The 25705-nt window shown below is 67.3% G+C and carries 30 protein-coding genes; 18 read left to right on the top strand and 12 right to left on the bottom strand.

Annotated elements, in window-relative coordinates; translation table 11 throughout:
• The first annotated feature begins 11 nt into the window (after window positions 1–11).
• From resB to CRM90_RS02090, 3 genes are all read left to right on the top strand, one after another.
• A complete protein-coding gene (gene resB / locus CRM90_RS02080) occupies window positions 12–1586 on the top strand; it encodes a cytochrome c biogenesis protein ResB (RefSeq protein ID WP_199189747.1) in 1575 nt (524 codons plus the stop codon).
• A 2-nt stretch (window positions 1587–1588) separates the two neighbouring features.
• Window positions 1589–2566, top strand: coding sequence for a c-type cytochrome biogenesis protein CcsB (ccsB, locus tag CRM90_RS02085; RefSeq protein ID WP_102805327.1), 978 nt, complete (start codon window positions 1589–1591; stop codon window positions 2564–2566).
• 169 nt (window positions 2567–2735) lie between these two features.
• A complete protein-coding gene (locus CRM90_RS02090) occupies window positions 2736–3833 on the top strand; it encodes a MinD/ParA family ATP-binding protein (protein WP_102805328.1) in 1098 nt (365 codons plus the stop codon).
• On the opposite strand, the gene CRM90_RS30650 is transcribed toward CRM90_RS02090, so the two are convergent.
• Window positions 3830–3991, bottom strand: coding sequence for a hypothetical protein (locus CRM90_RS30650; RefSeq protein WP_199189737.1), 162 nt, complete (start codon window positions 3989–3991; stop codon window positions 3830–3832). The genes CRM90_RS02090 and CRM90_RS30650 overlap by 4 nt on opposite strands.
• 47 nt (window positions 3992–4038) lie before the next feature.
• On the opposite strand from CRM90_RS30650, the gene CRM90_RS02095 reads away from it, so the two are divergent.
• The gene (locus CRM90_RS02095) at window positions 4039–4362 is read left to right on the top strand and encodes a DUF4229 domain-containing protein (protein ID WP_102805329.1); all 324 of its coding nucleotides are present in this window, start codon (window positions 4039–4041) and stop codon (window positions 4360–4362) included.
• On the opposite strand, the gene CRM90_RS02100 is transcribed toward CRM90_RS02095, so the two are convergent.
• Window positions 4359–5228 carry a 1,4-dihydroxy-2-naphthoate polyprenyltransferase gene (locus tag CRM90_RS02100; protein WP_102805330.1) on the bottom strand — a complete coding sequence of 290 codons (870 nt, stop codon included), beginning with the start codon at window positions 5226–5228 and terminating at the stop codon, window positions 4359–4361. The genes CRM90_RS02095 and CRM90_RS02100 overlap by 4 nt on opposite strands.
• Before the next feature lie 588 nt (window positions 5229–5816).
• Between CRM90_RS02100 and CRM90_RS02105 the strand changes: the two genes are divergently transcribed.
• The 7 genes from CRM90_RS02105 (at window position 5817) to CRM90_RS02135 (ending at window position 11982) form a co-directional block, all read left to right on the top strand.
• Window positions 5817–7025 (top strand): hypothetical protein, encoded by a 1209-nt coding sequence (locus CRM90_RS02105; RefSeq protein WP_102805331.1) that lies wholly within the window; start codon window positions 5817–5819, stop codon window positions 7023–7025.
• Between the two features lie 93 nt (window positions 7026–7118).
• Window positions 7119–7649 carry a MarR family winged helix-turn-helix transcriptional regulator gene (locus CRM90_RS30865; RefSeq protein ID WP_233209117.1) on the top strand — a complete coding sequence of 177 codons (531 nt, stop codon included), beginning with the start codon at window positions 7119–7121 and terminating at the stop codon, window positions 7647–7649.
• Between the two features lie 34 nt (window positions 7650–7683).
• Window positions 7684–8460 (top strand): S-methyl-5'-thioadenosine phosphorylase, encoded by a 777-nt coding sequence (locus CRM90_RS02115; RefSeq protein WP_102805332.1) that lies wholly within the window; start codon window positions 7684–7686, stop codon window positions 8458–8460.
• Window positions 8457–9488: an NAD-dependent epimerase/dehydratase family protein gene (locus tag CRM90_RS02120; protein WP_102805333.1), complete on the top strand. Its 1032-nt coding sequence runs from the start codon at window positions 8457–8459 to the stop codon at window positions 9486–9488. Before CRM90_RS02115 ends, CRM90_RS02120 begins: the two co-directional genes overlap by 4 nt.
• A 174-nt stretch (window positions 9489–9662) precedes the next feature.
• Window positions 9663–10250 carry a peroxiredoxin gene (locus tag CRM90_RS02125; protein ID WP_083118388.1) on the top strand — a complete coding sequence of 196 codons (588 nt, stop codon included), beginning with the start codon at window positions 9663–9665 and terminating at the stop codon, window positions 10248–10250.
• Between the two features lie 2 nt (window positions 10251–10252).
• Window positions 10253–10786 (top strand): alkyl hydroperoxide reductase AhpD, encoded by a 534-nt coding sequence (gene ahpD / locus CRM90_RS02130; protein ID WP_102805334.1) that lies wholly within the window; start codon window positions 10253–10255, stop codon window positions 10784–10786.
• A gap of 71 nt (window positions 10787–10857) precedes the next feature.
• Window positions 10858–11982, top strand: coding sequence for an NAD(P)H-dependent flavin oxidoreductase (locus CRM90_RS02135; protein ID WP_102805335.1), 1125 nt, complete (start codon window positions 10858–10860; stop codon window positions 11980–11982).
• Between the two features lies 1 nt (window position 11983).
• Here the strand turns inward: CRM90_RS02135 and CRM90_RS02140 are convergent, their stop codons facing one another.
• The 3 genes from CRM90_RS02140 to CRM90_RS02150 form a co-directional block, all read right to left on the bottom strand.
• A complete protein-coding gene (locus CRM90_RS02140) occupies window positions 11984–12604 on the bottom strand; it encodes a TIGR03085 family metal-binding protein (RefSeq protein ID WP_102805404.1) in 621 nt (206 codons plus the stop codon).
• Between the two features lie 86 nt (window positions 12605–12690).
• Window positions 12691–13713 carry a sensor histidine kinase gene (locus CRM90_RS02145; RefSeq protein WP_102805405.1) on the bottom strand — a complete coding sequence of 341 codons (1023 nt, stop codon included), beginning with the start codon at window positions 13711–13713 and terminating at the stop codon, window positions 12691–12693.
• On the bottom strand, window positions 13700–14404 hold the full coding sequence (locus tag CRM90_RS02150; RefSeq protein ID WP_102805336.1) for a response regulator transcription factor: 705 nt from the start codon (window positions 14402–14404) through the stop codon (window positions 13700–13702). The genes CRM90_RS02145 and CRM90_RS02150 overlap by 14 nt, the downstream gene beginning before the upstream one ends.
• Before the next feature lie 100 nt (window positions 14405–14504).
• Between CRM90_RS02150 and CRM90_RS02155 the strand changes: the two genes are divergently transcribed.
• Genes CRM90_RS02155 through CRM90_RS02170 form a run of 4 tightly spaced genes read left to right on the top strand, consistent with a single transcriptional unit; the run spans window position 14505 to window position 17577 of the window.
• The gene (locus CRM90_RS02155; protein ID WP_102805337.1) at window positions 14505–15161 is read left to right on the top strand and encodes a glycosyltransferase family 2 protein; all 657 of its coding nucleotides are present in this window, start codon (window positions 14505–14507) and stop codon (window positions 15159–15161) included.
• Window positions 15158–15817 (top strand): TIGR04282 family arsenosugar biosynthesis glycosyltransferase, encoded by a 660-nt coding sequence (locus tag CRM90_RS02160; protein WP_102805338.1) that lies wholly within the window; start codon window positions 15158–15160, stop codon window positions 15815–15817. Before CRM90_RS02155 ends, CRM90_RS02160 begins: the two co-directional genes overlap by 4 nt.
• Complete coding sequence (locus CRM90_RS02165; protein WP_102805339.1) at window positions 15818–16447, top strand: methyltransferase domain-containing protein; 630 nt, start codon at window positions 15818–15820, stop codon at window positions 16445–16447.
• Window positions 16448–16455: 8 nt separating this feature from the next.
• Window positions 16456–17577 (top strand): molybdopterin-dependent oxidoreductase, encoded by a 1122-nt coding sequence (locus CRM90_RS02170; RefSeq protein ID WP_199189748.1) that lies wholly within the window; start codon window positions 16456–16458, stop codon window positions 17575–17577.
• Between the two features lie 389 nt (window positions 17578–17966).
• Here CRM90_RS02170 and CRM90_RS02180 read toward each other — a convergent pair whose 3' ends face one another.
• From CRM90_RS02180 to CRM90_RS02200, 5 genes are all read right to left on the bottom strand, one after another.
• Window positions 17967–19322: a hypothetical protein gene (locus tag CRM90_RS02180; protein WP_102805340.1), complete on the bottom strand. Its 1356-nt coding sequence runs from the start codon at window positions 19320–19322 to the stop codon at window positions 17967–17969.
• Between the two features lie 118 nt (window positions 19323–19440).
• Window positions 19441–19842: a TIGR03668 family PPOX class F420-dependent oxidoreductase gene (locus CRM90_RS02185; RefSeq protein WP_102805341.1), complete on the bottom strand. Its 402-nt coding sequence runs from the start codon at window positions 19840–19842 to the stop codon at window positions 19441–19443.
• Window positions 19839–20708 (bottom strand): alpha/beta fold hydrolase, encoded by an 870-nt coding sequence (locus CRM90_RS02190; protein WP_102805342.1) that lies wholly within the window; start codon window positions 20706–20708, stop codon window positions 19839–19841. The genes CRM90_RS02185 and CRM90_RS02190 overlap by 4 nt, the downstream gene beginning before the upstream one ends.
• A 39-nt stretch (window positions 20709–20747) precedes the next feature.
• Window positions 20748–21893, bottom strand: coding sequence for an o-succinylbenzoate--CoA ligase (gene menE / locus CRM90_RS02195; protein WP_233209118.1), 1146 nt, complete (start codon window positions 21891–21893; stop codon window positions 20748–20750).
• A gap of 50 nt (window positions 21894–21943) precedes the next feature.
• The gene (locus tag CRM90_RS02200) at window positions 21944–22246 is read right to left on the bottom strand and encodes a DUF3349 domain-containing protein (RefSeq protein ID WP_083118234.1); all 303 of its coding nucleotides are present in this window, start codon (window positions 22244–22246) and stop codon (window positions 21944–21946) included.
• Window positions 22247–22475: 229 nt separating this feature from the next.
• Here CRM90_RS02200 and CRM90_RS02205 point away from each other — a divergent pair, with 229 nt between their 5' ends.
• From CRM90_RS02205 to CRM90_RS02215, 3 genes are read left to right on the top strand one after another with little or no spacing between them, the layout of a single operon-like run.
• Window positions 22476–23732 carry an inorganic phosphate transporter gene (locus CRM90_RS02205; protein ID WP_102805344.1) on the top strand — a complete coding sequence of 419 codons (1257 nt, stop codon included), beginning with the start codon at window positions 22476–22478 and terminating at the stop codon, window positions 23730–23732.
• Between the two features lie 28 nt (window positions 23733–23760).
• Window positions 23761–24042 carry a hypothetical protein gene (locus CRM90_RS02210; RefSeq protein WP_102805345.1) on the top strand — a complete coding sequence of 94 codons (282 nt, stop codon included), beginning with the start codon at window positions 23761–23763 and terminating at the stop codon, window positions 24040–24042.
• Between the two features lie 7 nt (window positions 24043–24049).
• The gene (locus tag CRM90_RS02215) at window positions 24050–24358 is read left to right on the top strand and encodes a DUF3349 domain-containing protein (RefSeq protein WP_102805346.1); all 309 of its coding nucleotides are present in this window, start codon (window positions 24050–24052) and stop codon (window positions 24356–24358) included.
• Here CRM90_RS02215 and CRM90_RS02220 read toward each other — a convergent pair.
• A complete protein-coding gene (locus CRM90_RS02220; RefSeq protein ID WP_102805347.1) occupies window positions 24355–24741 on the bottom strand; it encodes a VOC family protein in 387 nt (128 codons plus the stop codon). The genes CRM90_RS02215 and CRM90_RS02220 overlap by 4 nt on opposite strands.
• Before the next feature lie 15 nt (window positions 24742–24756).
• A complete protein-coding gene (locus tag CRM90_RS02225) occupies window positions 24757–25602 on the bottom strand; it encodes an SDR family oxidoreductase (protein ID WP_286145608.1) in 846 nt (281 codons plus the stop codon).
• Between the last annotated feature and the right edge of the window lie 103 nt (window positions 25603–25705).

The following is a 25705-nucleotide window of genomic DNA, read 5'->3' on the forward strand; positions in this document are numbered from 1 at the left end:
CAGTCCGCGCTCTGTGGCGGGCGCTGACCTCCATGGGCACCGCGTTGGTGCTGCTGTTTCTGCTCGCCCTCGCGGCTGTGCCCGGTGCGCTGTTGCCGCAACGCAGCCTGAACGACGCCAAGGTCGAGCAGTACATCGCCGAGCACAACATCATCGGGCCCTGGCTCAACCGACTGCAGTTCTTCGAGGTGTTCTCCAGCTTCTGGTTCACCGCGATCTATGCGCTGCTGTTCATCTCGCTGGTGGGCTGCCTGACCCCGCGGATGATCGAACACGTCAAAAGCATGCGGGCTGTGCCGGTTCCGGCACCGCGCAACCTGTCCCGGTTGCCCAAGTACGCCACTGCCGAGGTGGTCGGGACGCAGGAGGCCGTCGCGGCAGGCATATCCGAGCGGCTCAAGGGCTGGCGTCGGGTCACCCGCCACACCGACGACGGCATCGAAATCTCCGCTGAGAAGGGTTACCTGCGCGAGTTCGGAAATATCGTTTTCCACTTCTCGCTGCTCGGCCTGCTGGTGGCGATCGCCGTCGGCAAGCTGTTCGGTTACGAGGGCAACGTCATCGTCATCGCCAACGGCGGCCCCGGTTTCTGCTCGGCCTCACCGGCGGCGTTCGACTCGTTCCGGGCCGGTAACAGCGTCGACGGCACCTCCCTGTACCCGATGTGCGTGCGAGTCAACGACTTCCAAGCCCACTACCTGCCCAACGGCCAGGCGCTGTCGTTCGCGTCGAACATCGACTACCAGGCCGGGGACGATCTGGCCGCCGGCACCTGGCAGCCCTACCGTCTCGAGGTCAACCATCCGCTGCGCATCGGCGGCGACCGGGTGTACCTGCAGGGCCACGGCTACGCGCCGACGTTCACCGTCACCTTCCCGAACGGGCAGAAGCGGACCCAGACCCTGCAATGGCGTCCGGACGATCAGCACACCCTGCTGTCCTCGGGCGTCATCCGCGTCGACCCGCCCGGCGGCATGTACCCCGACCCCACCGAGCGGCGTAAGCATCAGCTGGCGATCATGGGGCTGTTCGCGCCCACCGCCGAACTCGACGGCACCCTGCTGTCGTCGAAGTATCCGGCGGCCAACGACCCGGCGGTGGCCATCGACATCTACCGCGGCGACACCGGGCTGGACACCGGCCGACCGCAGTCACTGTTCACCCTCGACCCGCGCCTCATCGAGCAGAAGCGGCTGACCAAGGTCAAGCGCACCAACCTGCGCCTTGGCGAGGAGGTGCGCCTCGACGACGGCACCGTGGTCCGGTTCGACGGCGCCACCCCGTTCGTCAACCTGCAGGTTTCCCACGATCCCGGGCAGGTGTGGGTGCTGGTGTTCGCGATGTCGATGATGGGCGGTCTGCTGGTGTCGCTGATCGTGCGCCGCCGCCGGGTGTGGGCGAGGATTTCCACCGGCGGGCAGGAGCGAAGCGACTCGGGAGATGGCCCTGGCAGTTCGCCCGGTACGGTGAATGTCGAGCTGGGCGGTCTGGCCCGCACCGACAACTCCGGCTGGGGCAACGAGTTCGAGAAGCTCACCGAACGGATGTTGGCGGACCCGCCGGAGCCGTCGAAAGAGAAGGTCTGAGCATGAATACCGAGCACATCGACATCGGGCTGGCCCGCTACTCCGATTGGGCTTTCACCTCGTCGGTCGTCGTCCTGGTCTTGGCGCTGCTGCTGCTGGCCGTCGAACTCGCCTACAGCCGAGGCCGCAAGGTCGAGGCCCGCGAGCTGGTGTCGGCCGGGGCCGTCTCCGCCGACAGCGACCGCCCCGGCGTCGTCGTCGACCGACCCGGGCGCTCCGCCGACGAGCGCATCGGCACCGCCGGCTTGTCGCTGGTGTACCTCGGCATCGCCTTGCTGTTCGTCTGCATCGTGCTGCGCGGGCTGGCCACCGCGCGCGTGCCGTGGGGCAACATGTACGAGTTCATCAACCTGACCTGTTTCTGCGGGCTGATCGCGGCGTCGATCGTGCTGCGCAGACCGCAGTACCGCGCGCTGTGGGTTTTCGTACTCGTTCCTGTACTCATCCTCCTGACCGTCTCGGGCCGTTGGCTGTACACCAACGCCGCACCGGTGATGCCCGCGCTGCAGTCGTACTGGCTGCCGATCCACGTGTCGGTCGTCAGCCTCGGCTCGGGTGTCTTCCTGGTCGCCGGGGTGGCCAGCATCCTGTTCCTGCTGAAGATGTCCTCACTGGCCGATCCCGGCCGGGATGGACGGCTGGCGCAGATCGTGCAGCGGCTGCCCGATGCTCAGACTCTCGACCGAATCGCTTACCGCACCACGATTTTCGCGTTCCCGATCTTCGGCTTCGGCGTCATCTTCGGTGCCATCTGGGCCGAGGAGGCGTGGGGCCGGTACTGGGGCTGGGACCCCAAGGAGACGGTGTCGTTCATCGCGTGGGTGGTCTACGCCGCATACCTGCACGCCCGCTCGACGGCGGGATGGCGCGACAAAAAAGCCGCGTGGATCAACGTCATTGGCTTCGTCGCGATGGTCTTCAATCTGTTCTTCATCAACCTGGTGACGGTCGGCCTGCACTCCTACGCCGGAGTGAGCTGACACGAGCGTGCGCTAGGGTTCAAAGGACCCACGAACCACCACTCGACCCGAAACGATATGTCAGGGGGAAGTGCACGTGTCCACTCCTCATGGGTCCCGCCAGGGCCATGAATTAACTGATGCGACAACGGTATTCCGCACCGAACAGCGGTTCACCGATCCGGCGACCATGGCACCCGAATCCGAACCGGACTGGCTGGCGCCCACCCCGCCGATCGGCATCCCGATGGAGTCGCTGACCGCGGCCGCGCCGCTGTTCAACCAGTACGTCGCCGAGCATCCGGTGCCGTCCTACCGCCCGACGGTGCCGCCGACGCCGTATCCGGACCTGTCGACGAGCGCGCTGCTGCGCCAGGTGAAGCCGCCGCCGTCCGGTGGCTGGCGACGCTGGCTGTATTTGGCGTCGGGCAAGCTGATCAACGTCGGCGAGGGCCAGCGCGCCGCGCACCACACCAACCTGGTCGCACAGGTGAACCGTCCGCTGCAGGGCTGCTACAAGATCGCGCTGCTGTCGCTGAAGGGTGGGGTCGGCAAGACGACGATCACCGCCACTCTGGGCGGGACGTTCGCCACGATTCGGGGCGACCGGGTGATCGCGGTCGACGCCAATCCCGACCGCGGGACCCTGAGCCAGAAGGTGCCGCTGGAAACCCCGGCCACCGTGCGTCATCTGCTGCGCGACGCCGAGAAGATCGAGCGCTACAGCGATGTCCGCGGTTACACCTCGCAGGGCCCGAGCCGGCTGGAAGTGCTGGCGTCAGAAAGCGACCCCGCGGTGTCCGAGGCGTTCAGCGCAACGGATTACGACAAGGCGCTGGCGGTGCTCGAGCGGTTCTACAGCCTGGTACTCACCGACTGTGGCACCGGACTGCTGCACTCGGCGATGTCGTCGGTGCTGTCGCAGGCCGACGCACTGGTCGTGGTGAGTTCGGGGTCGGTGGACGGCGCCCGCAGCGCCTCGGCGACGCTGGACTGGCTGGACGCCCACGGTCATCAGGACCTGGTGCGGCGGTCGGTATGCGTGATCAACGCCGTCCGGCCGCGGTCGGGCAAGGTCGACATGCAGAAGGTGGTGGACCACTTCTCGCGGCGGTGCCGCGCGGTGTGCGTGGTGCCGTTCGACCCGCATCTGGAAGAGGGCGCCGAGATCGATCTCGAGCGGCTGAAGCCGAAGACTCGTGAGGCGCTGGTTCAGCTGGCCGCTGTGGTCGCCGACGGCTTTCCCGCCGTCGAGGCGAACGAACGGTTCGGCGAGCGCGAGCGCTAGCGGGGGTTGTTGTCGCCGTGGCTGAGTCGCCACAGGAAGTCGGGGTCGTCGTCGGGGCCGACGACCCTGGTCTTCGGCCGCTGCGCCTGGGCGCGAACCGCGCGCCAGCCGACGTAGACCGCGGCGGCGATGATCAGAATCAACAGCAGGTACAGCACGAAAACCTCCTTTGTCCGAATATACGCGCGTCGGTAGGCTCGGCGCGGTGTCGGACAATTCGGACAACAAGACCCCGGGCGCGGGCGGTCGCTTAGCGCTCGACGTCCTCGTGTACACCCTTGCGCGGATCGCCTTGGTGGTAGTTCTGACGGCGGCGATCTACTACCTCGGCAAGCTGATCGGGATCACCGAGTTCCCGCTCATCGTGGCGTTGTTGTTCGCGATCGTGCTGGCTCTGCCGCTGGGGATCTGGCTGTTGGCGCCACTGCGCAAGCGGGCCACCGCGAGCATCGCCGCGGTCGATGAGCGTCGTCGCCGTGACCGTGAGCAACTGCAGGCCCGGCTGCGCGGCAAGGAGCCGACCGACTAGCCGAGCGCGAGCGCCAGTGCCACCGCGATCGACCAGACCAGCATCGTCAGGCCGGTATCGCGCAGCACCGGGATGAGCTCGCGACCACCGAGGCCGCGGCGCACCGGGCCGGCCGCACGCAGGGCCAGCGGTGCGGCGAGCAGGCCGACCGCGCACCACGGTGTGGCGAGCATCAGGACCAGGGTCAGCACGCCGGCCACGGCCAGCATGGACTGGTAGAGGATTCGGGTGCGGCCATCGCCCAGCCGGACGGCCAAGGTGACCTTGCCCGCCACCCGGTCGGTCGGGATGTCACGCAGGTTGTTGGCCACCAGCACGGCCGACGACAGCGCGCCGGTCGCGACGGCCAGCGCCAGGCCGACCCAGTCGACCCGCAGCGCCTGGGTGTACTGCGTGCCCAGCACGGCGACGAGGCCGAAGAACACGAACACCGCGACTTCGCCGAATCCGGCATAGCCGTAGGGTCGCGAGCCGCCGGTGTACAGCCACGCTCCCGCGATACAGACGACACCCACCGCGATCAGCCAGGGCGCGCTGACGACGGCCAGCGCCAGCCCGGCGACCGCGCCCACACCGATGCTGATGACGGCAGCGCTCAGCACCGCGCGCGGTGACGCCAGCTTCGAGCCGACCAGTCGCAGCGGTCCGGCCCGTTCGTCGTCGGTTCCGCGGATGCCGTCGGAGTAGTCGTTGGCGAAGTTGACCCCGACGATTAGTGCGAGTGAGACGGCAAGTGCCAGCAGCGCCTTCCACCACACGAAGGCGTCCAGCCAGGCCGCTGCGCCGGTACCCGCGACCACCGGCGCCACCGCGTTGGGCAGAGTTCTGGGTCTGGCCCCTTCGACCCACTGCGCGATGCTCGCCACGCCCGCAATCGTCGCATGTTGGCGCGATCGTCGCTGCTGGCTCGACCACCCATCGATCACCGAGTTTGCTCGCCCGCCAGTAAAGGTTTGTTAACTAAATAGCTGGGCGGCGGCACTGAAATTAGTTAGCCAAGGGGAGGCAATCTGGGTATCTGTGTTCGCAGGAGGGTCGCGAGTCGGCCGCCCGGCTTTGCCGCAAACGCGGTTGCAGGGGTAGCTGGGGTAGGCGATGTAAAACCAAGGCCGACCTGGCTCAGTTTGTTCACGGGATCGGCCTCCAGCAAATGAAACCAGGGCGCACGACTTGTGTCAGCTGCTCCTGAGGGCTTCTCGGTTAATAGGGATCTAGCCGTCAGTGCGGTTCCGATGCCGACGCGGATAGTTGCCTCCTAAAATATTTCACGCGTCAGATCTGTTCGCTGGAGAAGCGGAGAATGGCGTTCACCAGTGCTTCCGCGCGTGGACCGACATTGCGGTCGTGTGCCTGCAACTGACTGACAAGTAAGTTCTTTCCGGAATGCGGCAGCTCTCAGGTTTCCCTCAGGTAACTTTTGCCCGGTCCGCACTTGTCCCCTGACAGGAGTAACCATGCCCATTGCTGTCCGGCCGTCTGTCGCCACCGGGGTAGCACTGCTGGGAGCCGGCGCTATTGCGCTGGCTCCGATTCAACCGGCCGCTTCCTCGCTCTCAAACATCCACGCCCCGGCCGTCTTCTCGACCGCGAGCATTCAGCTCACAGCTGCCGGTGGATTCGACCCCGTCACCCCGTGGGTTGATGTCCTGACTGCCGCGGCCAGCAACGTGACAGCGATCGGTCAGGAGTGGCTGGCCAACCCGGCGCCCGCGCTACGCCAGCTCGGCACCAACTGGCTCGGTTACGGCGAGACCGTCGGCACTGCCCTGGGCGGTGTCGCCACCGGCACCTGGACCTACTTCACCCAGACCGTGCCCGAATCGATCAACACGGCCCTCCAGCAGATCGCCGACGGCGACCTGTCCGGGGCGGCATCGACGATCAACAACGCGCTGGGCAGCGCCATCTTCTCGATCGGCCTTCCGCTGTTCCCGGTGCTGGACATCCCCGGCAAGATCACCGACAACCTCAGCGCAGTGGTCAAGACGCTGGCCGGGCTCAACACCGCGCTGCCGCTGGTCCTCGGTATCCTCGGCCCGATCGAGGGTGGGATCCAGGCGTTCGGCGACAGCGCGCAGAGTGTGCTCGACGCGGCGGCGGCCGGCGAGTATGTCACCGCTTTCAACAACGCCGTCAACACCCTGCCGACGGTCGTCGGAGCGGTGCTCAACGGCTACCAGGACGGCGTCTATCCCGGGCTGTTCTCCCTGCCGCCGGAGCCTGGCGTTCTGGGTGGGGGCTTGGTCCACGCTCTGCTGGTCGATATCCCGAATGCGATCGCCGTCGCTCTGGGCGCGCCGGCCCCGGTTACTACCGCCGCGGCGAAGAAGGCCGCCCCCAGCGCTGAGGCCGTGGTGGCCGATGCGCCGGCTGCCGTTGAGAGCGGATCCGGTGTGGCTCAATCCAAGACAGCAACTGCTGCGGTCAGCCCGGCCGCCGATTCGGCGGCTGAGGGTGCGGAAGCGGCCGCGGGTTCTGATTCGACGGTCAAAGACGGCAACAAGGTCGAGCCGGGCCAGGTCACTGGCTCAGGTGCGGCGGGCGCGCGTGGTGCCGCGGCCGCCGGCTCCTCGAAGCCCGCGGGTGCCGCTGGGGCGAAGAAGGAGTCGGGTGGCAGCAGCGGTGCCAAGGGTCACAGCGCCCGGCATGCCGCAGGTAACTAACCGGCGTCCACTGGTCGTCATGAAGTGAGCGGTGGCCCCCGGTCCAGGTGACCGGGGGCCCACCCTTCGTTCCGAAAGGTCAAGCGAGGACGCGTGTCGACACGTCGACCGGGCGACGTGGGCCGTCGATTGGTTCAACAACGCCGCCACAGACTGGGCCTCGACGATGTCGAGGCCCATGCGTGGGTGCAGTTCGAGTCGGTCGCCATCGCACTGCACGGCCTGGTCAATCGCGCCCTGCAGCATCATCACCAACTGAGTCTCGCCGACGTCCAATTGATGACCCATCTGAAGAGTCATGGTCCCAGTCCGATGGGTGCTCTGGCCGAGATGCTGATGGTCACCCCGAGTGCGCTGACCCAGCAGATCCAGCGCCTCGAGCGGCGGCGACTGGTCGACCGGGAGGCGAGTAGCGATGACGGCCGCCGAGTGCTGGCGACGCTCACCCGCCACGGGCTGCGGGTGGCCGCCGCGTCGTTGGAGACCTACGCCGGTGTGGTGCGTGCCCACTTCCTCGATGAGCTGAGCAGGAATCAGATGATCGCGCTCGGCGATGGCTGCCGGCGGATCAGCGCCCGGTTGAAGGAAGCGGATTCGGCCGGGGGATCGTCCGACGGCCAGTGATCGGCGAGATCGGAACTGCCTGCACAATGGTCGAATGCTCGGAGTCATCGGCGGCAGCGGTTTCTACACCTTCTTCGGGGCCGACGCGCGCAGCGTCAACCTGGATACGCCCTACGGGGAGCCGAGTGCGCCGATCACGGTCGGCCGGGTCGGACAGCACGAGGTCGCCTTTCTGCCCCGGCACGGCCTGAGCCATGAGTTCTCGCCCCACAAGGTGCCCTACCGGGCCAACATGTGGGCGCTGCGTGCACTCGGCGTGCGGCGGGTGTTCGGGCCGTGCGCAGTCGGCAGCCTCACTCCCGAGCTCGGACCGGGTGCCGTCGTCGTCCCCGATCAATTGGTCGACCGGACCCGGGGCAGGCTGGACACGTACTTCGACTCCGGCGGTATCCATGTCGGCTTCGCCGATCCGTACTGCCCGACGTTGCGCTCGGCGGTGACGGGGCTGCCCGGTGTGGTCGACGGCGGCACCATGGTGGTGGTGCAGGGGCCACGGTTCTCCACCCGAGCCGAGAGTCAGTGGTTCGCGCGCGAAGGGTTCAGCTTGATCAACATGACCGGATATCCCGAGGCGGTGCTCGCCCGGGAGTTGGAAATGTGTTATGCGGCAATTGCTTTGGTGACCGATCTGGATGCCGGCGTGGATGTCGGGGCGGGTGTTCGCGCGGTTGACGTCTTCGCGGAGTTCGAGAAGAACATGGGGCCGTTCAAGCAGTTGGTGCTGGAAGCCATCGACCAGGTGGCGTCTGACCGCGTGTGCGAGCACTGCCTTGCGCACGAAGGTGTCGAGTTGCCGTTCGACCTGCCATGAGGATCCTGCTGACCGGCGCGGCCGGGTTCATCGGCAGCCGGGTGCGCACGGCGCTGTTGGCTGACGGGCACGAGGTGGTGGCCGCAGACGTCATGCTCGACGCGGCTCATGGTCCCGGGGCCCAACTGCCCGACGACACCCACCGGGTCGACGTGCGCGACGCGGATGCCTTGGCGCCCTTGCTGTCCGGGGTCGACGCCGTGTGCCATCAGGCCGCTGTGGTGGGGGCGGGTGTCAACGCCGCCGACGCGCCGTCCTACGGCAGTCACAACGACTATGGGACCGCAGTTCTGCTGGCGCAGATGTTCGCCGCCGGCGTGCAGCGGTTGGTGTTGGCGTCGTCGATGGTGGTCTACGGCCAGGGCGGATACCGCTGCCCCGAACACGGTGCCGTCGAACCATTGCCGCGCACCCGGGCCGACCTCGATGCCGGCGTCTTCGAACATCGTTGCCCCCTCGGGGGTGAGGAACTGCAGTGGCAGCTGGTCGGTGAGGACGCGCCGCTGCGCCCCCGCAGCCTGTACGCCGCCAGCAAGGCGGCTCAGGAGCACTACGCGCTGGCGTGGGCTGAATCGACCGGCGGGTCGGTGGTCGCGCTGCGCTATCACAATGTCTACGGCCCCGGCATGCCGCGTGACACCCCGTACTCGGGAGTGGCCGCGATATTCCGGTCGTCGCTCGAGAAGGGCGAGCCGCCAAGGGTTTTCGAAGACGGCGGCCAGATGCGAGATTTCGTGCACGTTGACGACGTCGCGGCGGCAAACGTCGCGGCCGTGCATTCGGAAGCCGGTGGATTTCTGGCGGCGAACGTGTGCTCGGGGCGGCCGGTCTCGATCATGACGGTCGCCACCCGGATCTGCGAGGCTCGGGGTGGCCCGGCGCCGGTGGTCACCGGCCAGTTCCGCAGCGGTGACGTCCGCCACATCGTGGCCGATCCCGCCCTGGCTGCCGAGCGGCTGGGATTTCGGGCCGAGGTCGACCCGGACCGGGGACTGCGGGACTTCGCCTTCGCGCCCTTGCGGGCGTGACCCGCGCCACATCTTTAAATCCCTTCGCTCCGTGGGCATTTCATGGATGATGTCCGCGGTCCCCGGAACTGGTGACAATAGTCACCTTCGGCGCGGGGAGCGCTGACTAAACCGCACCGCAATGGCAGAATCTGGATTGGTTCCAATTTAGCTATACAAGGAGTGGTGACGATCATGGCTCTGTTGACAATCGGGGATCAGTTCCCGGCCTATGACCTCAAAGCGGTTGTCGGGGGTGACCTGTCGAAGGTCAACGCCCAGCAGCCCGACGATTACTTCATTCAGGTGACGAGCTCGGACAGCCCGGGCAAGTGGCGCATTATCTTCTTCTGGCCCAAGGACTTCACGTTCGTCTGCCCCACTGAGATCGCCGCGTTCGGCAAGCTCAACGACGAGTTCGAAGACCGCGATGCCCAGGTGATCGGGGTGTCGGTGGACAACGAGTTCGTCCACTTCCAGTGGCGCGCGCAGCACGAGGATCTCAAGAAGCTGCCGTTCCCGATGGTGTCCGACCTCAAGCGCGAGCTCGCCCTGGCCACCGGCGTGCTCAACGCCGACGGCGTGGCCGACCGTGCCACGTTCATCGTCGACCCGAACAACGAGATCCAATTCGTCTCGGTGACCGCGGGATCGGTCGGCCGCAACGTCGACGAGGTGCTGCGGGTGCTCGACGCGTTGCAGTCCGACGAGCTGTGTGCCTGCAACTGGAAGAAGGGCGACCCGACCATCGACGCCGGCGAGTTGCTGGCCGAGGCGGTCTGAGCATGAGCATCGATAACGTCAAGGAAGCTCTGCCGGAGTACGCCAAGGATCTCAAGCTCAACCTGGGCAGCATCGTCCGCTCGACCGAGCTGACCGAACAGCAGTTGTGGGGCGCGCTCGTGGCGACCGCCGCGGCGACCAAGTCCGAGCGGCTGCTGCGCGAGGTGACCGAGGACGCCTTGGACGTGCTGTCCGAGGAGGCGTATCACGCCGCGTTGGGCGCTGCCGCGATCATGGGGATGAACAACGTCTTCTACCGCACCAAGTATCAGCTCGAGGGTCGGTATGACGACCTGCGGGCCGGTCTACGGATGAACATCATCGCCAACCCGGGCGTGGCCAAGGCGGACTTCGAGCTGTGGTCGCTGGCCGTGTCGGCGATCAACGGGTGTGCGCAATGCCTGACCGCGCACGAGGACGAGCTACGTAAGGCCGAGGTGTCCCGGACGGTGATCTTCGAGGCGATCCGGCTGGCGTCGATCGTGTCCGGGGTTGCACAAGCCCTGCTCACGGCGCAGGCGCTCACCCCCGCCTGATCGATCAGCAGCTCGACCCCCTTCCCAACCCGGTGGTTGGTCGGGAAGGGGGTCGAGCGCATACTGGGCCGGTGAAGACTGAGATCTGCGACCAGTTCGGCATCGAGTTCCCTTTGTTCGCCTTCAGCCACTGCCGCGACGTCGTAGCCGCCGTGACCAACGCGGGCGGCTTCGGCGTGCTCGGCGGCACCGCCTACACCCCCGATCAGCTCGACCAGGAGCTCACCTGGATCGACGAGCAGGTGAAGGGCAAGCCGTACGGCGTGGACATCATCGTGCCCGCCAAATTCGAGGGCAAGGGCGAGAACCTCTCGTTCGGTCAGCTCGCCGACCGCATTCCCGAGGATTTCCGCGGCTTCATCAACGAACTCCTTGCCGCCCACGACATCGACGTCAGCGATCAGCCGCGGATGGCCGCGTCGTCGCTGAGTGGGGACACCGGCGCGAGCCTGCTCGACGTCTCGCTGAGTCATCCGATCAAGTTGATGGCCAACGCACTCGGCGTTCCGCCGGACTACATGATCGAGGCAGGCAAGCAGACCGGCATCCCGGTCGCGGCGCTCGTCGGCGCCAAGGAGCACGCGATCAAACAGGTCAACGCCGGCGTCGACCTCATCGTCGCGCAGGGCACCGAGGCCGGCGGTCACTGCGGTGAGGTGACCACTCTGGTGCTCATCCCCGAGGTCATCGAAGCCATCAAGCCGATTCGCGAGGTCCCGGTGCTGGCGGCGGGCGGGATCGTGACGGGCCGGCAGATGGCCGCATCCGTCGCCCTGGGTGCAGCAGGCGCCTGGACGGGTTCGGTGTGGTTGACCACCGAGGAGGCCGAGACGGCACCGTACACGGTGCAGAAGTTCCTGGCCGCGACGTCGCGCGACACGGTCCGGTCGGCCGGCCGCACGGGAAAGCCGTCGCGCCAACTGGTTTCGGATTGGACCGATGCGTGGGCACCGCACGAGGGCGGTCGCCAACCGCTGCCCCTGCCGCTGCAGAACATGATCGCCGAGCCGGTGTTGCGCCGGATCGACAAGCTCGCCGAGGGCGGCCATCCCGGTGCTCAGGCGTTGGCGACCTACTTCGTCGGCCAGGGCGTCGGGCTGATGAACAAGGTCAAGCCGGCCCGCGAGGTGGTTCTGGAGTTCATCGAGGATTACCTCGCCGCCGCCGAGCGGCTCAGTAGGTCACTCGACGACTGACCTACAGCCCCTTCGGCGCAGCCTTCACGGCCTGCACGTCGGAGGGGTCGCCGTCGAAGTCGACGTGGGCCGGCCGTCCGGTCGCGAACAACAACAGCTCCTCGGGAGCGCCGGTCACCGTCACGGCCGGGCCGTGGCCCGCGGTCAGCACGGTCTTGCCGTCGGGGGTGACCAGCTGCACGCGGGCCGGCATTTTGGCCAGCGTCAGCCGGGCCATCATTCCCAGAGTGCGCCGCAACTTTCCGGTCAGTTCCGCGTCGAGCACCCGCGGCTGCCAGTCCGGCTGGGCGCGGCGGACGTCCTCATGGTGGATGAACATCTCGGCGACGTTGGCCACCGAATCGACCAGCTTCAGCGGCGAGTAGAGCGGTGGGCCGGCGGCCACCTTGTCCAGCAGGTCGTCCCACTGCGTCTGACCGGCCACCGCGTCCTGCACCTTGGCGGTGTGCCCGGCGAACAGCGGAATGAGGATGCCGGGCGCGGCATCCACGCGATACTCGCGAACCATCAAGTGTGCTGCCAGGTCTCGGGCCGTCCAGCCTTCACACAAGGTCGGTGCGTCGGGTCCGACGTCGCGCAGGGCGGCGACGAGGGCGGCACGTTCACGCTGGGCTACGGACATCTCGCCCACGCTACTACGCCCAAACCGACGTTTCGCCGGAGAAGCTCGAGTAGATCGCTGCAGAACGTCGATCTCGGCGAACCTGCTCACTCCGACTTCGGCAGCCGGACCTCGAACCGGGCCCCGTGGGCGGTGTTGTGCGCCGACAGGGTGCCGTGGTGTGCCTGCACCAGCCCGGCCGCGATCGCCAACCCCAGGCCGGAGCCGCTGGGCAGCGACGAATCCTCGCGCGGCACACGACCGTTCGAGCCGCGATAGGCCACGTCGAACACCCGCGGCAGGTCCGTCTCGTCGATCCCGACGCCGGTGTCGTCCACCCGCGCCCACGCGCCGGTGGCATCGCTGCCGAGCGCCAGCGTCACCGCCCCACCGGACGGGGTGTGCGCAATCGCGTTCGCCACCAGATTGGACAACACCCGGACCAGCGCGCGATCGCTGCCGATCACCCGGACCGGGTCGGCCGGTACCGACGCGGTCAGGTGCACCCCGGCCCGCTCCGCGGCGATCTTGTGGGCCGCGATCACGTCGTCGACGACCTCGTCGAGGGCCACCTTCTCGTATGGCGCGTGGACCGCTCCAGCGTTGATCTTCGACATCTCGAACAGGTCGTCGACCATCTCGGAGAGCCGAACCGATTCGTGTTCAATGTGTTTGGCCTGCACCCGCACCTCGTCGTCGCTGACCACCCCGTCGGCGATCGCCTCGGCCAGCGCGCGGATGCCGGCCAGCGGGGTGCGCAGGTCATGGCTGACGAACGCCACCAAGCGGCGTCTGGACTGTTCGGCCATCCGCTCGGCGTCGTGAATCTCTCTCTCCCACACCGTCCGGCGTGCCTGGTAGCGGGCCAGCATCACCGCCGCGGGCAGTGTCACGATCGCCACGATCAGTAGCACGACGGCGATCGGCGCGAACGTGCTGGTGATCATGAATCCGCTGGCGCCCAGCACGCCGGTCAGCGTCGCCAGCGTCGGGATCAACACCAGGGCGACCATCGTGACCGTCATCGACCAGGACCGGGCCAGCCGGATCACCAACGCGCCCAACAGGACTACCGGCAGCGAGCAGGCCAGCGCAAGTACCGCGATCTGGGCGAGATCATGCGGTGGCACGGTCACCGCCGCCGGCTTCACCGCGCCACAGGTACCCACGGCCCCAGACCGTTTGTACGCGGTGATGATCGCCGAGCTTGGACCGCAAGCGCTTGACATGCACGGTGACCGTCGACAGGTCACCGAAGTCCCAATGCCACACCTGCTGCAGCAACTCCTCGCGGGAGAACACGGTGTCGGTGTGCGTCAGGAAGAACAGCAGCAGATCGAATTCGCGGTTGGTCAAGCCCACCGGCTTACCGTCGATCTGCACGGCACGCGCCGCCGTCGACACCGTCAGGTCACCGACGGTCATCTCCAGCGGGAGAGCGGCCGCGGGGGCCGGGGCCCGCCGCAACACCGAACGCACCCGCAGCGCGAGCTCGCGCGGGCTGAACGGCTTGGTCAGGTAGTCGTCGGCGCCGGCCTCCAGCCCCGCAATGCGGTCTTCTTCCTCGCCGAGCGCGGTCAGCAGGATCACCGGAACGCTGAAGTCGCCGTGCTGGCGCAGGGTTCGGCACAGCGACAGACCGTTGGGTCCGGGCATCATCACGTCGAGCACCGCGACGTCGATTCGCTGCGTGCCCAGCACCCGCAGCGCCTCGCTCCCATCGCCCGCCACTGCCACTTCCAGGCCGTCGCGCTCGAGGTATCGGCGCACCACGTCACGGACGACGGTGTCGTCGTCGGCGATGAGCACACGTGCGGGCATAGGAAAAGGTTAGCCAACAGCAGCCTTCACCTGCACCAACGTCACGATTTTGTCATTCCCTCCCGCGCAGATTCGCCAATGCTCGCCTAGGTTGGCTCCTATGCCCGACTGTCCGGTCACGGTGGTGCTGCCCTGCCTGAACGAAGCGGATTCACTGCCCACCGTGCTGGCCGCCATGCCGCCTGGTTATCGCGCTCTGGTCGTGGACAACAACAGCACCGACGGCACGGCGCAGGTCGCTGAGCAGCACGGCGCGGACGTGGTCCACGAGGCCCGGCCGGGCTACGGATCCGCGGTTCACGCCGGGGTGCTGGCGGCCACCACGCCCATCGTCGCGGTGCTCGACGGTGACGGTTCGCTGGACCCCGCCGATCTGCCGCGGCTGGTCGCCGCGCTGGAGGCCGGCGCCGACATGGTGACCGGCCGGCGCCGTCCGCTGCCAGGGGTGACATGGCCCTGGCATGCCCGTTTGGGCACCGCGGCGGTGTGCTGGCGGTTGCGGACCCGGCATCGGCTGCCGGTCCACGACATCGCGCCGATGCGGGTGGCCACCCGTGACGCGTTGCTGGCACTCGGCGTAGTCGACCGCCGTTCGGGGTACCCGCTCGAACTACTGGTTCGTGCCGCTGCCGCGGGATGGCGTGTGGTGGAGGTCGACGTCGACTACGGCCCGCGGGTCGGCGGCAAATCGAAGGTCAGCGGGTCGGTGCGAGGAAGCTTCACCGCCGCCGTTGACTTCTGGAAGGTCATTTCGTGACGCCGATCCCGGTCACCGTGCTGGTGGTGGCCAAAGCGCCGATACCCGGACTCGCCAAGACCCGGTTGGCCGCGACGGTGGGGGACCGTGCGGCGGCCGACATCGCTGCCGCCGCGCTGTTGGACACCCTCGACGCGGTGGCCGAAGCCCCGGTCACGCATCGGGTGGTCGCGATGACCGGCGAGCTGGATCACGCCTGCCGGGCCGATGAGATACACGATCGGCTCGCCGACTTCACCGTGATCGCGCAACGCGGTGACGGCTTCGCCGACCGGCTGGCCAATGCGCACACCGACGCCGCGACGGTTCGTCAGCCGGTTCTGCAGATCGGGATGGACACCCCGCAGGTGAGCGCGGAGCTTCTCACCGCCTGCGCCCACCGGCTGATCGACGCACAGGCCGTACTCGGAATGGCGCGCGACGGCGGGTGGTGGGTGCTCGGCGTGTCCGACGGCGCGAGTGCCGACTGTCTGCGTGATGTGCCGATGTCCCAGTCCGACACCGGCGCTGTAACGCTCGCCGCGCTGGAGCACACCGGTATTTCCGTGACCCTTGTCGAGGAACTGCACGACGTCGACGCCGTCGACGACATTCCTGCCGTCCGCGCCGCCTGCGCACCGTCGAGTCGGTTCGCCCAAGCCACCCGAGGACTGTGAATGTTGGGACAGCTGTACGACGACGCCCTCGACGGTGAGCGATGTTGGTTGCGCCACGGCGACGGCCGACGGCACCCGCTTCCGGTGCGCAGCTGGCTGGGCGGTCAGGACGCCGACAGCGTGTTCGACGCGGCCATCGTGGCGCTGTGCGACGGTCCGACGATCGACTTGGGTTGCGGCCCAGGACGTTTGGTAGCGGATTTGATCCAGCGCGGTATTCCTGCCCTTGGTGTCGACCAGTCGGCGACGGCGGTCCGGCTCGCACGGCGTAGCGGTGCACCGGCGTTGCTGCGCGACGTGTTCGAGCCGCTACCGGGAACCGGCCGCTGGCAGACGGTGCTGTTGGCCGACGGGAACATCGGTCTGGCCGGTGATCCGCGCCGGGTTCTGCGCCGGGCCGCGGAGTTGCTGTGCGCCGGCGGTCGTTGCGTGGCCGAGTTCGACCCGGGCACAGCCGGGGTGCGGACCAGCTGGGTGCGGTTGGAGTCGTCGAACAACATCGGCCCGTGGTTCAAATGGGCCTCGGTGGGTGTGGACTGCGCGGCCGCGCTGGCCGAAGAAGCTGGATTGACGTTGGTCGGGATTCACCCGATCGGCGGGCGTGTGGTGGCTACACTCACGCTGACGTGACGCCGCAGATGGGATCCACCACGAAGGCCACTTCCTTGCGTGGTACAGCAGTGACGGCTCGGGTCGGGGTCGCGCTCGGTGTCGCCGTGGCCGTCTGCTTCGGCACGGGATTGATCAGCCACTTCATCCAGCATCCGCAACCGTGTTTGTTGTGGCCGACGCGCCCGGTCTGGCTCTATCAGCTGACCCAGGGCCTGCACGTCATCTCGGGTATCGCCGCGATCCCGCTGCTGCTGGTCAAGCTGTGGTCGGTGTACCCCAAGCTGTTCGAACGGCCCATCATCGGCGGGCTGACCCGGCAGATCGAGCGGGCGTCGATCCTGGTTCTGGTGGGCTCGATGATCTTTCAGCTGTCCACCGGCGTCATGAACATCGCGCAGTGGTATGCGTTCAAGTTCTTCTTCACCACCAGCCATTACGCGATGGCCTACGTCGCGGCCGGGGCGGTCCTGGTGCACATCGGGGTGAAACTGCCGGTGATCCGCCGGGCTCTCGGCGAGCCTCTCGAGGAGCCGCCCACCGGTGAGCTGCGGGTCGGTCCCAGCCGGCGCGCGGTGCTGGCCGGCACCTGGCTGGCCGTCGGCGCGGCAACGGTAGTCACAGCGGGGCAGACGATTCCGTGGCTTCGGCGGGTGTCCCTACTGGCCCCGCGGTCGGGCGAGGGCCCCCAGGGTGTGCCGGTGAACCGGTCGGCGTTCGCCGCCGGGGTGCTCGGCAGCGCGCGCTCGCCGGACTACCGGCTGACCATCGTCAACGGTGCCGCCGTCACGGCGATGACCGTCGACGAGCTCGCGGCGATGCCGCAAACCACCCATCGGCTTCCCATCGCGTGTGTGGAGGGCTGGAGTGCCACCGCAGACTGGACTGGTGTCGTTCTCGCCGATCTACTCAAAGCTGTTGGTGCCAAGGCTGATTCCGATGTCCGGATGATCTCGCTTGAACCGCCGGGGCCGTACTCGCGCACCGTGCTGCCCGCGCGGCACACCCGTGATTCACAGACCCTGATTGCGCTGAAGCTCAACGGTCAGACCCTCGACCTCGACCACGGTTATCCGTGCCGGCTGATCGCCCCGACGAGACCAGGTGTGCTGCAGACGAAATGGCTGTCCAGAATTGAGGTGGTGACGTGACGTCCGCCCGGCTTTTCCTGGTGGCGCTCGGGGTGGCGCTCGGCGTCTACGGTGTGGTGCTGGTGGCGGACAACTCGACCGACGTCATCATCCGCATCGTGGTGTGGGCCTTGATCGGTGTGCTGCTGCACGACGCGGTTTTCGCGCCGGTGTGCGTTGCCCTCGGGTTCGCCGGCCGGCGTCTCCTGCCGCACAAGTGGTGGACGCCGGTGCTGGTGGCCGCACTCCTCACGGTGGTCCTTGTGCTGCTGGCGATTCCGGTCTACGACAAGCCCGGACTGCATCTGGACAATCTGACGGTGCTCGACCGCAACTACGAGACCGGCTTCTGGATTGCGCTTGCCGTGGTCTGGGGCGCGGCACTGCTGTATCTCGTCGGTGACCGGGTGCTACCAGTTGGTCAGGATGAAATGGTTGAGCAGCAGCGCGCCGATGATGTTGAGACCCAGCCACCATCGGTGGGCCCAGACGGGCAGCAGGGCACCGGCGGCGGTGAGCCACACCTCGAACGGTAGCCAGATCCGTTCGGTCTCGGCTTTCGACAGCATCGACAGGTCGGCGAACAGGATCGCGACCAGGGCGGCCAGGACCAGCAGGTGCAGCCCGGAGCGTCGTTTGATCGCGGCGATGTCGAATACCCGGCCGATGCCGGCGACGCTGCCCAGCCCGATTGCGCACACCACCGAGGCCAGGTTGGCCCAACTCCAGTACTGGAACGGCCGGTTCAGCGCAATGCCCTGCCAATACCGCTGCTGCACAAGGGTGTAGCCGTCGAACCACCAGAAGCCTGCGATCGCGAACACGCCGACCACCGCCAGTGCGCCCAGCGCCGCCGGAATCAGTACCCGAACCGCGCCGCGCCACGACGTCGCGCACATCAGGACGGCGACTGCGGGCACGGCCATCAGGGCCAGCCCGTAATTGAGGAAGATCGCCCAGCCCAACACCAGGCCGGCTGCCACGGCGACCAGCAGGGGCCGGCGCACCGTCCGGCGAACGGCCAACGCCAGCAACGCGATTCCCCACGCGGCGACACCCGCGAAATAGCCGTCGGCGGACACCGCGATCCAGATCGCGGTCGGTGCGACGGCGACGAACGGCGCGACCAGGCGTGCCGTCTGCTCACCGTTGAGTGCTCGTACCGCGACCACGATGGCCGCCGCTGCGGACGAGCCGACCAACAGACACCACAGGCCGGCCCACGCGCCGCCGCCGAGGCCGATGCGATCGAGCCAGACGAACGTCAGCAGCGCCCCCGGCGGATGACCGGAGACGTGGGTGATCCACGAATTCGGTTGGAAATCCAGGATCCGGCTGGCGAACGTGCGGACCGCTACCGGGATGTCGGTGATCGTCGGAACCTGATTGAGGTATTCGTGCCGGGCGGTGAGCCGGCCTGCGAAGCCGCGCTGCCAGCCGTCGATCATCGCCAGGGAGAACGCCCAGAGCATCGACGTCGCCCACACCGTGAGCGTCAACGCTCGCCAGGGCAGCCGCCGCGCGAGCGTGGTGCCCCAGATCACGGCCGCCACACCGATGAGGATCGCCGGTACGGTGCCCCAGCCGACGTGGGCGTTCCACCACCCGAAGATCGGTGCGGTGTCGGCGAAGCTCTTGATTTGGGCGGGGGAGCTGTTGATCAGCGGGGTGACGAGGCCCAGATGAAGGTGCGGAACGACGAACGCCGCGATCACCAGCAGCACGCCGACGGTTACCGCGACCGCTTCCTTGCGACCGATGCTCACAAGACTCCAGCGTACGGGCGTTGCCGGTGATAGCAGCCGCGAGATCGACGACAGGGTTGTGACATCACGAGATTCACAGCCGTGATGTGGATTTCGGTGCCGGGCACACCCGGCGGGGTCAGTCGCCCCAGGACGTCCACTGATCGACATCCACCGCGATCACCGGGCCGTCCAGCGGAACATACTGGTACTGGGGGTATTTCGCGCGCAACAGTTCATAGCCGCGTTCGCATACCGAATCGTCGTGGTGGATTGCCGCGATGCCGTCGGCCCGCACCCACCACAGCTGCAACCAGTCGTCGTCGTAGTGGTCCACCAGGATGCTCACCCGCGGGTTGGCCTCGATGTTGGCCAGCCGCCGCAGCCGGTGAGTGGTTTTCGGCTTCCCGTCCACCGCGGTGTAGATGGTGGACTCGGCCACCGCGAACACGATCGGCACCACGTGCGGGGGGCCGTCCGGTGTCACGGTGGCGAGCCTGGCCACCGCCGCGGCGGCGAATCGGTCGACGGGTTCGGTCACGCCTGGGTGGCGGGCTGCTCGATGTCGGCGCCCGCCGTGGTGGCGATGAAGTCGTCGATCAGGTCGACTACTTCCATCGGGCGCTCCACCTGGGGGAAGTGTCCGACGCCGGCCAGCACTTCGAGCCGGACGTCCGGCCGCGTCTCATGCGCGGAGTACGCGTGCTCGACGGGAATGATGGCGTCCTGATCGCCCCAGATGACCATGACCGGCATGGTGGCGACGTGCAGTCGGTTCAAGGCGCTGACGGCCTGCCCGCGGTAGTCGACCACCGAACGCAGCGTGCGCAGGAACGCCTGCCGCGTCTCGGCATCGGCGAAGGAACTGTAGGCGTTCCAGATCTCCCCGCCGCGCGGCGAGGTGATGCCGAGCTTGCTGAACAGCGACCGCACCTTCTCACCGGCGGCGAGCACCGGCGGCGGCGCGATGATCGGCATGATCAGCTCGGCGCCGGGCGCGGAGAGCAGTCGCAATGTCCATCCGACGTCCGGGCCCAGCCCACCGCTGTTCATCAGGACCAGCCGCCGGCAGTAGTCGGGGTGCTGATAGACGAATTGCATGGCGATGCCGCCGCCCAGTGACTGCCCGACGACGGTGGCGTGTGTCACGCCGAGTTCGTCGAGCAAGTCGCGCAGAAACACCGCGAACGCGCCCAGCGAGTAGTCGCTGCGCGGCTTGTCGGAACGCCCGTGGCCGGGCAGGTCCGGGGCGATCACCCGGTATCGGCGCGACAGCGGGCGCATCATCTGGCGCCAGGTCTGCGAGCTGCCGGCCATGCCGTGCAGCAGCAGGATGACGTCGCCCTGGCCTTCGTCGAGATAGGCCACCTGGTCACCGTGCAGGTCGAGAAACTTCAGCTCGTCCATACTCTTCTGTCCCCTCTATGTGGCTGCGTAAACCATTGTTCACCAGCCGTAGCCGCCGGGTAGGTCGCCGCCGTTGGCAAACCGCTCGCGGAGCGCGCGACGGTCGAGCTTGCCGATGCCGCGTCGCGGCAGCTCGTCGAGAATGTGCAGTTCACGGGGGGCGGCCGTCGGATCGAGCGACTCGGCCAGGTGCTCACGAATGTCGTCCAGGCTGGGTTCGAGGGCCCCAGTGACAAGCACCACTGCGGCCGCCACCCGCTCGCCGAGCCGGTCGTCGTCGAGACCGAACACCGCGCAATCGGCGATCGCCGGGTGCTGCGAGAGCACTGCTTCCACCGGTGCGGGCATCACCGTCAGCCCGCCGGTGCTGATGCCCTCGTCGACCCGGCCCAGTACGCGCAGCCGGCCGTCCTCGTCGACGGTGCCCAGATCATCGGTCCGGAACCAGCCGGCTTCGGAAAACGGATTGGGAACGGGCGGATTGCGATAGCCCAGCGCCAACGTCGGACCGCCGATCACGATGCGACCCTCGCCCGGCTCGGCACCATCGTCCAGCCGGATGGTCACCCCGGTCAGCGGGACGCCGTCGTACACGCATCCGCCGGCGGTCTCGCTGGAGCCATAAGTCCGCACCACCGTGATTCCGGCTGCCGCCGCACCGTCCAGAACCGGCCGCGGCGCGGGCCCGCCACCGAGCAGCACGACGTCGAGTTCGGCGAGTGCCGCGGTGGCCTCGGGGTCGAGCAGCACCTTGGCGAGCTGAGTGGCAACCAGCGAGGTGTAGCGCCGCCCCGATCCCAATTGTGCAATGGCCGTGGGTAATTGGGTGACATCGAAGCCTGCTGAGACGTCCATCTCGACCGGCACCGTGCCGGCCTGCAGGCTGCGCACCAGCACCTGGATCCCGGCGATGTGATGCGTCGGCAGCGCCAGCAGCCAGGTCCCCGGGCCGCCGAGGTGATCCAGGGTGGCCGATGCGCTGGCGATCAGCGCCGCAGGGGTGAGCATCGCGCCCTTGGGCGTGCCGGTGGTGCCCGACGTCGACACCACCAGCGCGACGTCGTCGTCGATTTCCTCGCCGACTCGCAGGGAGCTTGTCAGCAACTCGCTCTCACGCAAGTCGCCGGCGGGAATCGGCACCAGGGGCGCGTCGCGCCCGTCGAGCACACCATCCAGGGCGGCCATCACTGACTGCGCCGAGGGGCCGGGCGGAATGGCGAGCGCTCGCAGAGTGGTTATTCGACGTCCTCACTGTCCCGTGGATCGTCCAGCGGCCAGCCGTAGTTCGCCAGCCTGTCATGGACCCGATCGATGTCCTCCGGAGTGGGCAGCGCGTCGGTGATCTCAGTGATCAGTACCCCGATGTCGATGTGGTCGAACGCGCCGCGCTCGAGCAGTGCGTTGGCCACCGCGATGACCTCGTCGTCGCTCAACCTCCGCCGCAGCAGCGCGAACAGCGGCACCTGGTCGGGGTGCGGGACCCCGTCGGGGTAACCGGCTTTGATCCAGGCCACGATTTTGGTGATGAAGTTGGTCACCGCAGCATCTCCCTTGCGGGGGGCGTGTGGGCGCCCTGTGGAATGCACGAATTCTAGTCGGCATCGAATTGCCGCGCCTACGTTGTACCCCCGATGCGTCGGCCCCGAGAAACGGCGTAAGGCTGGTAGGTTAACGACCGATGAACACCTGCGGGACGTTCGCAAATGCCCAGTTCGAGGACTTTTGGCAACTGGTCAAAGTGCCAAAGCACCCAGCAGAATCTGTGTCATGAGCACGGAGATGATCATCCTGGTGTTGTTGATTGCCACGGCGCTGGCATTCGATTTCACCAATGGATTCCACGACACCGGCAATGCCATGGCGACATCGATCGCCACGGGCGCGCTCAAGCCCAAAACTGCGGTGCTGCTGTCCGGGCTCCTGAATCTGGTGGGTGCGTTCCTCTCGGTCGAGGTGGCCGTCACCGTGACCACGTCGGTGCTGAAGGTCCAAGACGGTAAGACGGGTCACCTGCTGCCGGGCATCTCGTCCTCGACGGGATTGACCATCATCTTCGCCGGCCTTATCGGCGGCATCCTGTGGAACCTGATGACGTGGCTGTTCGGCATTCCGTCGAGCTCGTCGCACGCGCTGTTCGGCGGATTGATCGGCTCCGGTCTGGCGGCCTTGGGCTCCGCCGGCGTCAACTGGTCGGGCGTCACCCAGAAGGTCCTGCTGCCCGCGGTGGCCTCACCGTTGATCGCCGGTTTGGTCGCCGGCTGCGGTACGTGGCTGGTCTACCGCATCACCCGCCGGGTACTGGCAAGCCGGCGGGAGACGGGCTTCCGATGGGGCCAGATCGCCACCGCTTCCCTGGTCTCACTTGCGCACGGCACCAACGATGCACAGAAGACGATGGGCGTCATCGCGCTGGCTTTGATCACCACCGGCCACCTGACCGGCGACGTGAAGAAGGACGGCCTGCCGTTCTGGATCATCTTCAGCTGCGCGCTGGCGATCGGCCTTGGCACCTACATCGGCGGCTGGCGTGTCATCCGCACGCTGGGCAAGGGCTTGGTCGAAATTGAGTCGCCACAGGGCCTTGCCGCCGAAGCCTCCTCTGCCGCAGTCATTCTCACCTCCAGCGCTGCCGGTATGGCGCTGTCCACCACGCACGTCGCCACCGGCTCGATCCTGGGCAGCGGTGTCGGCAAGCCGGGTGCCGAGGTGCGCTGGGCCGTCGCCGGTCGCATGGTGGTGGCCTGGCTGATCACGCTGCCCGCCGCCGGGCTGGTGGGTGCGCTCTCGTACTGGCTGTCCGCTCTGGTCAAGGACATCAGTGGTTCGCAGCTGATGGGCGACGGCCTGATCTTCCTGATCCTGGTCGGGCTGTCGGGCTACATCTGGTGGCGCGCCCAGCAGCAGAAGGTCGACCACCGCAACGTCAACGCCGATTGGGATACGTCGACCAACTCCGTGGTGCCTGCCGAAGTGCGGGCGGCCACCGGGGACGCGAAGCCGGCCGAACCCACCGCCTCGGTCTGATCACCGCGACAAGCCAAAGGAAACGTTGATGACGTACTTCGAATCGATCCTCAAGGTGTTGGTGGTCGGGCTTGTTCTCGGTGCAGGCCTGCCTGCGCTGTTCGCGTCCGGCATGCTGGCCTACTCGTTCGGCGCCGGCGGCGAAGAAGCCGACCATGTGATCCACAAGCCGAACCCGGCCCTGAAGGTCCTGGGGATCGTCCTGTTCATCGTCGTCTCGCTGGTGATCGTGACGGCCGTCGCCTGGATCACCCGGTCGACGGTCATCCACCACTTCGGCGTCGACCTCTTCCCGATGCTGAAGAAGTGAGATTGCGATGACCATCCAACAGCCCCCCGCGTTTCTCGACAGCGTCCTCGGCTGGTTGCACAAGGGATATCCGGAAGGTGTTCCGCCCAAGGACTATTACCCGCTACTGGCACTGCTGAAGAGGTCGCTGGCCGAGGACGAAGTGGTGCAGGCTGCCCAGTCCGTGCTGCGCGCAACGGATTTCGATACTCCTGTCACCGAAGACCAGATTCGCGAGGCGGTCCGCGAGGTCATCGCGAAGGAACCGAATCCCGAAGAGCTCAACCAGGTTGCCGCCCGGCTGGCCTCGGTCGGCTGGCCGCTCGAAGCGCACTAGCCTCGGCTGTCGCGCCGCAGCGGGTGATCCTCGGGGACCTGCACGAAGATCAGCGTGATCCCGTCCGGGTCGTTGACGTGCATCTCGTGTAGGCCCCACGGTTCGCGCCGGGCTTCGCGGGCGATCTCGACTCCGCGGGACGTCAATTCCTGTTGGGTGGCGTAGAGGTCGCGCACCTGCAGCCACAACGAGGCGGGGTACGGGCCCTGCGCGTTCGCGGGGGCGCCGTGGCCGGCGAGTTCGATCAGCGACTGCCCGGCATAGAACACTGTCCCGCCGCCGTATTCGCGCGCGATGGCCAGTCCGAGTGCGTCGCGGTAGAAGTCCAGTGAGCGTTCGTAATTCGCCGGCCGGAGCAGCATCCGGCTCGCAAGGATCTCCATGCCGTCGTGTCTACCTCAGTTCGGCTGCAGGCGCTGACGCTTCATCGCCCGGTTCATCGCGCCGGGTGCGACGACGTCGAGCGCGCGGGCGGTGACCGCCATGCGTGGCGCGATCCGCACCGGGCGGTGCCGCGCAGCCTCGATCATCCACTGGCCGGCCTCGTCCGGGGTCAGCGCGGGAAGCCCGTCGTACTCCTTGGTCGGCGCGATCATCGGGGTGGCCACCAGCGGGTAGTACAGCGTCGTGGAATGCACGCCCTGGCCGGACCATTCGGTTTCGATGACCCGGCTGACCGCGCTGAGCGCGGACTTCGACGCGTTGTACACCCCGAACAGGGGAGAGGCTTCGCTGAAGACGCCCCAGGTGGCGACGTTGATGATGTGTCCGTCGCCGCGCTCCAACATGGCGGGCGCCAGCCCGCGGATGAGGCGCAGCGGTGAGAAGTAGTTCAGCATCATGGTGCGCTCGACGTCATGCCAGCGGTCCAGCGATTCGGCCAGCGGTCTGCGGATCGAGCGACCTGCGTTGTTGACCAGGATGTCGACGGCGCCGACCTGCTGCGCCAGCGCGTCGACGGCGTCGAGGTCGGACAGGTCGCACGGGATCGCGGTCGCGGATCCGCCGGCGTCGGTGATGCGGTCGACGACCTCGGCGAGCAGGTCTTCGCGGCGGGCAACCAGGATGACCTCGCACCCTTCGGCGGCGAACTGTTCGGCGCCGGCGGCACCGATGCCCGAGGAGGCGCCGGTGATCAGCACCCGCTTGCCGTGCAGGTTGACGGTGATGCCGGTCGGCAGGCTCAGCGGTGGTCGCATACCGGTCAGCGCGATGGCCTCAGTGATTCGGCGCAGGGGATTCACGGCTGCTGAGTCTATGCCGAGCGATTTCGGCGCGTTTACCGCCGCTGACCCTCTTTGCCAGGCTGGTTGTGAGTCAGTTCGCGACCAGTTCTAGGAGGGTGTG

It is taken from the genome of Mycobacterium sp. ENV421 (assembly GCF_002887815.1).
GTDB lineage: Bacteria > Actinomycetota > Actinomycetes > Mycobacteriales > Mycobacteriaceae > Mycobacterium.

Excerpts from the sequence above, each read along its gene's own strand:
- CRM90_RS02215 (WP_102805346.1), top strand. The coding sequence starts at position 24,050 with ATGACCATCCAACAGCCCCCCGCGTTTCTCGACAGCGTCCTCGGCTGG.
- CRM90_RS02210 (WP_102805345.1), top strand. The coding sequence starts at position 23,761 with ATGACGTACTTCGAATCGATCCTCAAGGTGTTGGTGGTCGGGCTTGTT.
- CRM90_RS02165 (WP_102805339.1), top strand. The coding sequence starts at position 15,818 with ATGTTGGGACAGCTGTACGACGACGCCCTCGACGGTGAGCGATGTTGG.
- CRM90_RS02150 (WP_102805336.1), bottom strand. The coding sequence starts at position 14,404 with ATGCCCGCACGTGTGCTCATCGCCGACGACGACACCGTCGTCCGTGAC.
- CRM90_RS02205 (WP_102805344.1), top strand. The coding sequence starts at position 22,476 with ATGAGCACGGAGATGATCATCCTGGTGTTGTTGATTGCCACGGCGCTG.
- menE (WP_233209118.1), bottom strand. The coding sequence starts at position 21,893 with ATGGCCGCCCTGGATGGTGTGCTCGACGGGCGCGACGCGCCCCTGGTG.
- ccsB (WP_102805327.1), top strand. The coding sequence starts at position 1,589 with ATGAATACCGAGCACATCGACATCGGGCTGGCCCGCTACTCCGATTGG.
- CRM90_RS02170 (WP_199189748.1), top strand. The coding sequence starts at position 16,456 with ATGGGATCCACCACGAAGGCCACTTCCTTGCGTGGTACAGCAGTGACG.
- CRM90_RS02115 (WP_102805332.1), top strand. The coding sequence starts at position 7,684 with ATGCTCGGAGTCATCGGCGGCAGCGGTTTCTACACCTTCTTCGGGGCC.
- CRM90_RS02155 (WP_102805337.1), top strand. The coding sequence starts at position 14,505 with ATGCCCGACTGTCCGGTCACGGTGGTGCTGCCCTGCCTGAACGAAGCG.
- CRM90_RS02140 (WP_102805404.1), bottom strand. The coding sequence starts at position 12,604 with ATGTCCGTAGCCCAGCGTGAACGTGCCGCCCTCGTCGCCGCCCTGCGC.
- CRM90_RS02105 (WP_102805331.1), top strand. The coding sequence starts at position 5,817 with ATGCCCATTGCTGTCCGGCCGTCTGTCGCCACCGGGGTAGCACTGCTG.
- CRM90_RS02220 (WP_102805347.1), bottom strand. The coding sequence starts at position 24,741 with ATGGAGATCCTTGCGAGCCGGATGCTGCTCCGGCCGGCGAATTACGAA.
- CRM90_RS02190 (WP_102805342.1), bottom strand. The coding sequence starts at position 20,708 with ATGGACGAGCTGAAGTTTCTCGACCTGCACGGTGACCAGGTGGCCTAT.
- ahpD (WP_102805334.1), top strand. The coding sequence starts at position 10,253 with ATGAGCATCGATAACGTCAAGGAAGCTCTGCCGGAGTACGCCAAGGAT.
- CRM90_RS02125 (WP_083118388.1), top strand. The coding sequence starts at position 9,663 with ATGGCTCTGTTGACAATCGGGGATCAGTTCCCGGCCTATGACCTCAAA.
- CRM90_RS02090 (WP_102805328.1), top strand. The coding sequence starts at position 2,736 with ATGGCACCCGAATCCGAACCGGACTGGCTGGCGCCCACCCCGCCGATC.
- CRM90_RS02120 (WP_102805333.1), top strand. The coding sequence starts at position 8,457 with ATGAGGATCCTGCTGACCGGCGCGGCCGGGTTCATCGGCAGCCGGGTG.